Below are 7,296 nucleotides of genomic sequence, written 5' to 3'. Positions count from 1 at the left end.
AATGGGCTACAATGAAGTATATGATGGGCAGTGCAAAAAGTGAAGACCATATCATTGGTCCATATTTGATCATTTCCCCAGGCATTGAAAGATAGGATACAGCACTGAACATGGTAGCAAATAAAGAAAGCCCTACCTTCCATGGTGACATATTTCTGCCCCCCAACATATAATCTTCAGAATTTTTATTCTTTTTAGAATAATAAAATCCCACAAATAGCATAGCAAGTGCATATCCAACTATTATGGCCCAGTCTAAAGAGGTAATCGTCATAATTCCTAATAATTTGTTTTGATAAATGGCCACAATCTAATTTTGCAGCATTTTATGGACTGTTTCAACAATCAACTCACCAGATTCCCAAGAAAAAATACTATTGAAGGCTTCATATACGCCTTTCTTTTCCGCCTCTTGAGTAACTATATAGCCCGCCAATACGCCATTGGAAAGAGTGCTCACATATACATTTCCTGGTAATATGCTTTTGATTTTCAATGAATATTCCACAAATAACTCTCCTGGTAGGAATATAAAATGCACATCGCCCAGGGCCACACTACTTATTTCTATTGGCAAAATGGTCTCATAAACTTTCTCAAGCCCTCCATTGATTGACATTTTGGTAAGTTTCAAATTCTCTTCGGCCCCGAACCAATCACATTCAACGGTCCTAATTTCAGTTTCCTGCTTTTCATAAAGTCTCATTAAATCTAATTTGGTTTTCACAATAGCCACCTTTTCCTTTGCGTCTTCCAAGGACATAAACCTCTTTCTCGGCAAATCCAAAAAAGTCTTCTGTACCTTAAGGCTGAGCCATTCCTGATAGTCCCGCTCATTTAACCTCAAAATATTTTCGGTAATTCTTTTTCCCAACAAAAAACCCAGTCGTCTAGCTTCTGACAATGAATTTGAGTCAATGAAATGTCTTGGGGATTGGTTACCGGAAGGACCTGTTTGATATAGTAAAACTACATCTTCACCTAAATTGTCACTGATGAACTTTCTGGTATATCCAGGAAAATCCGCAGAAATCAACTTGGAGTCTTCATGTAAAACCGTGGGATGCATGCAATGGATAATGGACAGAGCGAAAATATGCCCTTGATCAAAATCTCTCACAACGATAACGGGCACCTCCGAATCAACGGGACCCAATTTATCATGCCGATTTCCACCAACACCAGTACTATCGGCCGACGTAATAGCTATTTTGCTCCTACGTTTATCATGATATGCTTCTATAAAAACTTGTGTGATTTTAGAAATCAAATATGAAATATATTCAGGATCTGGTTCAGGTACAATTGGATCATAAAAAGCATCGGCGACCGTAACAGGGCCAGAATGTGTGTGGGAAGCTGATACCATCAGATTTTCTCCCTTTATATCTATTGATTTCTCTACACGCTCCCTTATCTCTTTTGTAATTTCTTTAGATACAAAAATGACATCAACAGCACAAAATCCAATTTGATTCTCACCATCATCTATTATCAATGCAGAAGCATACAGGGGATCGTTGATACCCTCACTGTCCCTTTCCACATGTGGATAACCATGCAAAAACATTGGTTTCCTTGGTGTTATATCAATTATCGCAGCACCTGCTAGTAGTTTTTTCATTTCAATGCACCAAATAAAAATCGTAGGTTATTCTCATAGGCAATCTTATTCTTTATTGGTTCGGGCAATCCATGTAATATGTCTGCCTCCTCCCTATAGTGGCAATCCAACCGATTTTCCGTCAATTCCCCATTTCCCATATAATATTTTTGAATCCAATAATTAAAGGGCGTGTCGCTTCCCCATATCATCGTGTTCGGGTATGTTTCCGCCATTTTGGTCATCACAGAAATAGGATCGTTGTAATTTGCTCTAAACCGTAAGTTTTCAGTTGCTATACTTGGTGAGTTTTGCACTGCGAGTTTACAATGGATCACAAATGCCGAAAAATCCACAAAACAATTGTCCAACCTGTCTGCTTTTTTCAAAACCGGTTCCATGAATCGAGCAGAATGGGCGATGCAAATACGAATATCTGGATTCCTCTCCGCCAAGTTCACTATATCTATCGCCGAGGCCCAAGGGTCTTCAGGATGTACAGAGGAATGGAATATGATTGGAATGTTCTTTTTACGCACAAACTCAAGAATTGGCCTGCCAACGGTCTCCAAATCATTTACAAAGGCCTGAATGTACGTAGTGGCGGTCTTGATTCCGTAAATATGGTATCTATCTGAAATCTCTTCCATGAAAATTGCCTGCTTCTCGGCATCCCTTGAAGGATCGAACATTAAAAAAGGAAGTATCTTGTCTGTATATTCCGGAAATATTTCATTGACCTCATTCACCAGATTCCTATTTTCCAGTTCAAAGGGAAAATTACAATATTGGGTAGTTGTTTCAATTTTTGGAGAATCGATGTCATTCACATAGTATGCCGAATCAACAAAAGGAAAGGCGACAGAATAATCTATCCCAAGAAGATCCATACGGATAATGAGGTCTTCAACAGAAAGTGCATAAGGGTATCCATACTGAAAATAGAATTTGGGAGATATGCCAATATGTGCATGCACATCAATAATGGCCTTTTTCTTATACAAAATATTCTTTAAGTTTTCGGTCTTCATTAGTATCCCTTTTCAAAATCTGGTTTAATATTGGCTGCTATAGTTTCCGAGATATAGGAATCCGTCCGTAAAAGTTGATGAACCGATTCTGGAACCAATGGTGTTGGTTCCCCATGTAAAACCAGTCGGGTAATTAGTCGTTGCCATGAAGTGGTTGTCCCGTGCACTGTGATTCCGCAAAATTGCATCCTATTTTTAGCCCTTACCACCTGGGCAGGTCCAATGGTGGCCGCTTTCGGGGGAACCATCGCTAAATCACCGCTCATCCCAAAACTACCATGAAGGGAATTTTGCGCCAATGTAAAAGGACTGAGTGTAACAATTCGGGAATCCAATTCCATCCATTCCTCCATGGAACCAGCTTCGAATTCCGGTGCATCTGGCTCAATAAATGCCAAATGGCCTGTCCAACCTGGTCCACTGTATACCATATCAGCCTCCCCCAAATCGGAGATCATCTTCCCATAATCATTGACATTCTTATTTGTGAATGTGTGTATTTGGCTTTCAGGAGGGCGGAGTGCTTTATCCAAATTATGATAAAAATACTTTTTAAAGGCATAACCAAAACCGTATTCCCAACTTTCGGGAGCAATATTGCCATCTTGGTCGGCATACTCATCCATATTGAACGTATATAGCTTACTGCAATCCACTTTGAATTTATTGAGCATGTGTGCAAGCATTCTATAATGAGGCCAAGGGTTTGGCATAATCAATACAAGAGGCTCATTGGCATCGGATGCAGTTTTAATTCGATGGAAAACATCAAATAACATAATAATACCCATATCGTCATCAGGTACAACCTGTATCTTAAAATTTGGATTTTTATGATCCTCTATATTTTCCCGCTTGATGCTCCTTACCCTTTCAAGAACCTTTTTATCCCTAAATGGGACATGTTTTGAAGGGTCATAAGTAAATTTTTGATTTTTCATTTTCTGATAAATATATTTTCAATGCACCGACTAATCCAGCAAATTCTTGGTTATTGATGATTACCTTATGTTTTATTTCCTTATCTATAATTCGTTTTAGCACTTTGGATTCTGAAATGGCACCAGACAAAAAAACAGTATTAATATTCATTTTTTTCTCTATATCAGCCACACACCTTTTTAAACTGTTCACATAATATTTTAGAATGCCGGCACAAAACTGATTGGGTCTATCAATAGCCATCAAATCAAGATCACACATGGAGACATGGGGAATTCTTTCTTCAATCCCTGGGTTATCCATATAGGTTTGAAACAGTTGATCGTATGAATCCTCTTCAAATAATTTTTCCTTAAGATACTTTATTATGATTCCGAAATCAGGTTCATAGTTCAACACAAAATAATAATTGGATACCGGGTATTTTCCTGCAATTTGATTCAATTCCAAATTTTCAGGATATTCCTCGGTAATTGAGAATATTACCAGTGCCGTACCAAAGTTTATCGTAACATCACCAGGAATATTTAGGCCAGAACCCGATGCTGAAGTACATTGATCATTTCCACATAAGTAAACAGGGGATCTATGGAATATATGCCAGTCGTTTGCTATTTTCCTTGTTATCAACGCACCTCTTTTTGAAACTTGCTCTATTTTTGGAAAATTATATTTGGTAAGCCCAAGAATCCGTAATAATTGATCATTGATATCATTTTTTCTAAAATCATACATCCCTGTCATTCCAAAACTTGTGATGTCAGAAAAAAATTGATTCGTGAGGCGATAAGCCAGATATTCATTGATCAAGGGGAAAAATTTGGCGTTTTGAAAAACTTCAGGTTCATTTTTCTTTAACCATAATAGTTTCGATGCGAACATTCCCGCAAGTGGCTGTCTAAAACCAGCATATTTTGAATAATCGGGAAATTGCCCCTTTAAAAAATCAGCTTCTTGATCTGCGCGATTATCCAACCAAACGACACCATTGCACAATGGTTTAAAATCGTTGTCTACCGGAACAAATGTATTGGCCTGACCGGTGATCAAAAGAGCAGCAATTCTCCTATCTTGAACAACTTTTTCTGAAAGGCATTGCAGAACCACACTTTCAACGGTATTAAAAAATAAATCAACATCGATTTCATATGAATTCCCATTTCGGACCAAGGGAAATTTTTCCTGCTTCTTGGTCAAAATTTGTTCATTCGAAGTGAGGCATCCACATTTAATACTGCTGGTGCCTAAATCCAATACTATGAAAACATCCCTTTTCAATACTGCGCCATTAATTTAATAATTCCAATGCTTGATCTATTGAGAAATCGTAATGGACAATTCCCATAAGAGCTTTTGTAATGGCAGCTGGGTTCTTATGCTGTATAATATTCCTTCCATAAACGATGCCCGATACACCTTGCTCTATCATTGCCTTTGTTCTATTGAGTATTTCCAAATCGGATACTTTCCCACCGCCCCTTACCATCACAGGGATCTTTCCGGCAATCTCAACCACTTTATTGTACTCCCCAACATTATCAGTTGGATCTGCCTTGATTATATCTGCGCCCAATTCCACCGCTTGACGTACCAATGGAAGTATCTTGTCCAGATTTCCATCAACCATATAACCGCCAGCTTTTTCATTCGGTTGGAAAACGAGGGGCTCTATCATGAGGGGCATTGAATAAGTGTCACAAAGTGGCTTGATCTTCAATATATTTTGAATGCAGTGGTCCGTCACAATAGGTTGTCCGGGTATCTGAAAGAGGTTTACCACCACACAGCTTGCATCCTGATTTATAGCTTGTGTTATTGGGTCATCAATCATTCTGCTGAACAAGTGGCTTGGCAATTCTTTCCCGTAGACATTGGCTATATCAGTCCGCATCACCAAAGAGGGTTTACCTTTCCCTGGCAATGACTGTAAATAATGGGATTGACCAGCGGTCAATTGGATGCAGTCAGGTCCAGCCACTGCAACCGTTTCAACAGCCGATTGCAGGTTTTCAATACTTTTCAAAAATCCAATTTCATTAAAAAAACCATGATCGATGGCCACATTGAGACAACGGTTGGATTCCTTATTGAACATCCTATTTAAACGATACTTTTTCATCTGTAACCAAACTTTTTTTCAACTTCAGCAATTGATTCTTCTATAATATCCAACCCCATATCGGCATGCTTCTTATCCATAATGAGTGGAGGGGACATTCTAAGTATGTGACCGGCAGGAATCCAGGCAAGTCCCTTTGAAAAAGCTTTTTGGTACACCAGTTTTCCTGCCTCTGGAAATGGCTCTTTTGTAACTTTGTCCTTGACCAATTCTATTCCAAGTAAAAATCCTTTCCCCTTTACGTCTCCGATAATAGGGTGATCTTGTTTCATCTTTTCCATTCTTTGCATAAAGTGGGCGCCAACCTCCCTTACGTTTTCCAAAATCTGCTCTTCTTCAATGACCTCAATTGAAGCCAATGCCGCGGCACAGGCCATAGGATTGCCCCCATAGCTTGATGAGGCCGAAATTCGATCCAAGGCATCAGCATACTCCTCTTTGACTACCATTGCAGTAACCGGAAACCCATTGCCAAATGATTTGCCCAAGGTAACGATGTCCGGTACCACATCCCAATGATTCATGCACAACCATTCGCCCGTCCTTCCCATACCTGTCAGGACTTCATCGGCATAAAACAAAATTCCCTTTTCAACGCACAATTTTTGCAGTTTTGGGAAAAAATCCTCGGGCGGAAAAATGGACCCACCCCACCCCTGCGCGGGTTCCAATACAAATGCAGCAACGTTTCCAACAGTAGCTTCTTGAATAAATTGTCTGTAGAAGTCTATATATGCATCCGTATCTATTGCTCCGTCAGCTGTTTTAAAAACAGGACGATACGGGTCAGGCCGGGGCACCATATAAAAACCTGATGATCGAGCTGGACCATAACTGAACACATCACCTCTGATCATTTGGGCTAAATTAACGGCCCCCATTGTCTTACCATGGAAATCTCGAAAGCAAGAAATAAATTCATACCGGTTTCCAATAGCCCTGGCCGCCCTAATACCTGCTTCTACAGCCGTACTGCCATCACTATAGAACTGAATGGAGTTTAGACCTTTTGGCAACACATCCGCCATCTTTTCAAGCAGTTTTTCCTTGACTGGCGTGGCAAAATCATGACAGTTCATCAATCTATTTGCCCATTTTGACACCGCTTCAGATACCTTCGGGTGACTATGACCAAGCGAGGCAACATAAATGCCCGATGAGAAATCAAGATATCTGTTATTGTCAACATCTGTCAAGGTAATCCCATAGCCTTTTTGGAATGCAACAGGAAATTGTTTCACCTGTGAAGAAAGACCACGCACATATTTACTTGTATTCGCATGCATTTTTCTAGATTTTGAACCGGGCAGTTCAGTAATAATTTGAGGTATACCCTCCACTTCTTTTTTCCACCAATCTTTACTCATTCTTAATTTATTAAATATGACACTTTTATTCATTATCAATTGTGACATCTGCCCAGCTTTAAATCTTCTCCGCCATCCAGCCACTTTTCTTTTCGTATTTCTCAGACCATCAAGGTACATCAGGCTCAACCTCGCTCAAGCTGACCATATTCCATTGGTCAACTATGTCTGTGAAAAAAGGTCTCATGAAATTCGTGCATTGCACACAACACAAGCTTCACAAGACCATGAACA

At 39.5% G+C, this 7,296-nt stretch carries 7 protein-coding genes; all 7 read right to left on the bottom strand.

Annotated elements, in window-relative coordinates:
* Positions 1-307: sodium:solute symporter family transporter (locus A7D14_RS19870; RefSeq protein WP_409552693.1), on the bottom strand; the 307-nt coding region annotated here is incomplete at its 3' end.
* 3 nt (positions 308-310) lie between these two features.
* A complete protein-coding gene (locus A7D14_RS14370; RefSeq protein WP_067036033.1) occupies positions 311-1,624 on the bottom strand; it encodes a neutral/alkaline non-lysosomal ceramidase N-terminal domain-containing protein in 1,314 nt (437 codons plus the stop codon).
* Positions 1,621-2,634, bottom strand: coding sequence for an amidohydrolase family protein (locus tag A7D14_RS14365; RefSeq protein WP_067036030.1), 1,014 nt, complete (start codon positions 2,632-2,634; stop codon positions 1,621-1,623). Before A7D14_RS14365 ends, A7D14_RS14370 begins: the two co-directional genes overlap by 4 nt.
* Positions 2,634-3,575 (bottom strand): hypothetical protein, encoded by a 942-nt coding sequence (locus A7D14_RS14360; protein ID WP_067036027.1) that lies wholly within the window; start codon positions 3,573-3,575, stop codon positions 2,634-2,636. The genes A7D14_RS14365 and A7D14_RS14360 overlap by 1 nt, the downstream gene beginning before the upstream one ends.
* Positions 3,550-4,830, bottom strand: coding sequence for a xylulokinase (locus A7D14_RS14355; RefSeq protein WP_255307468.1), 1,281 nt, complete (start codon positions 4,828-4,830; stop codon positions 3,550-3,552). The genes A7D14_RS14360 and A7D14_RS14355 overlap by 26 nt, the downstream gene beginning before the upstream one ends.
* Positions 4,831-4,864: 34 nt before the next feature.
* Positions 4,865-5,695, bottom strand: a complete 831-nt coding sequence (locus A7D14_RS14350; RefSeq protein WP_067036020.1) for a class I fructose-bisphosphate aldolase — start codon at positions 5,693-5,695, stop codon at positions 4,865-4,867.
* Complete coding sequence (locus A7D14_RS14345) at positions 5,692-7,062, bottom strand: aspartate aminotransferase family protein (RefSeq protein ID WP_067036018.1); 1,371 nt, start codon at positions 7,060-7,062, stop codon at positions 5,692-5,694. Before A7D14_RS14345 ends, A7D14_RS14350 begins: the two co-directional genes overlap by 4 nt.
* Positions 7,063-7,296: the final 234 nt, after the last annotated feature.

It is taken from the genome of Allomuricauda sp. CP2A (genome assembly GCF_001683915.1).
Lineage (GTDB): Bacteria > Bacteroidota > Bacteroidia > Flavobacteriales > Flavobacteriaceae > Flagellimonas.
Note: the sequence above shows the minus strand (reverse complement) of the source record. Positions and strands in the feature narration are given on the sequence as shown.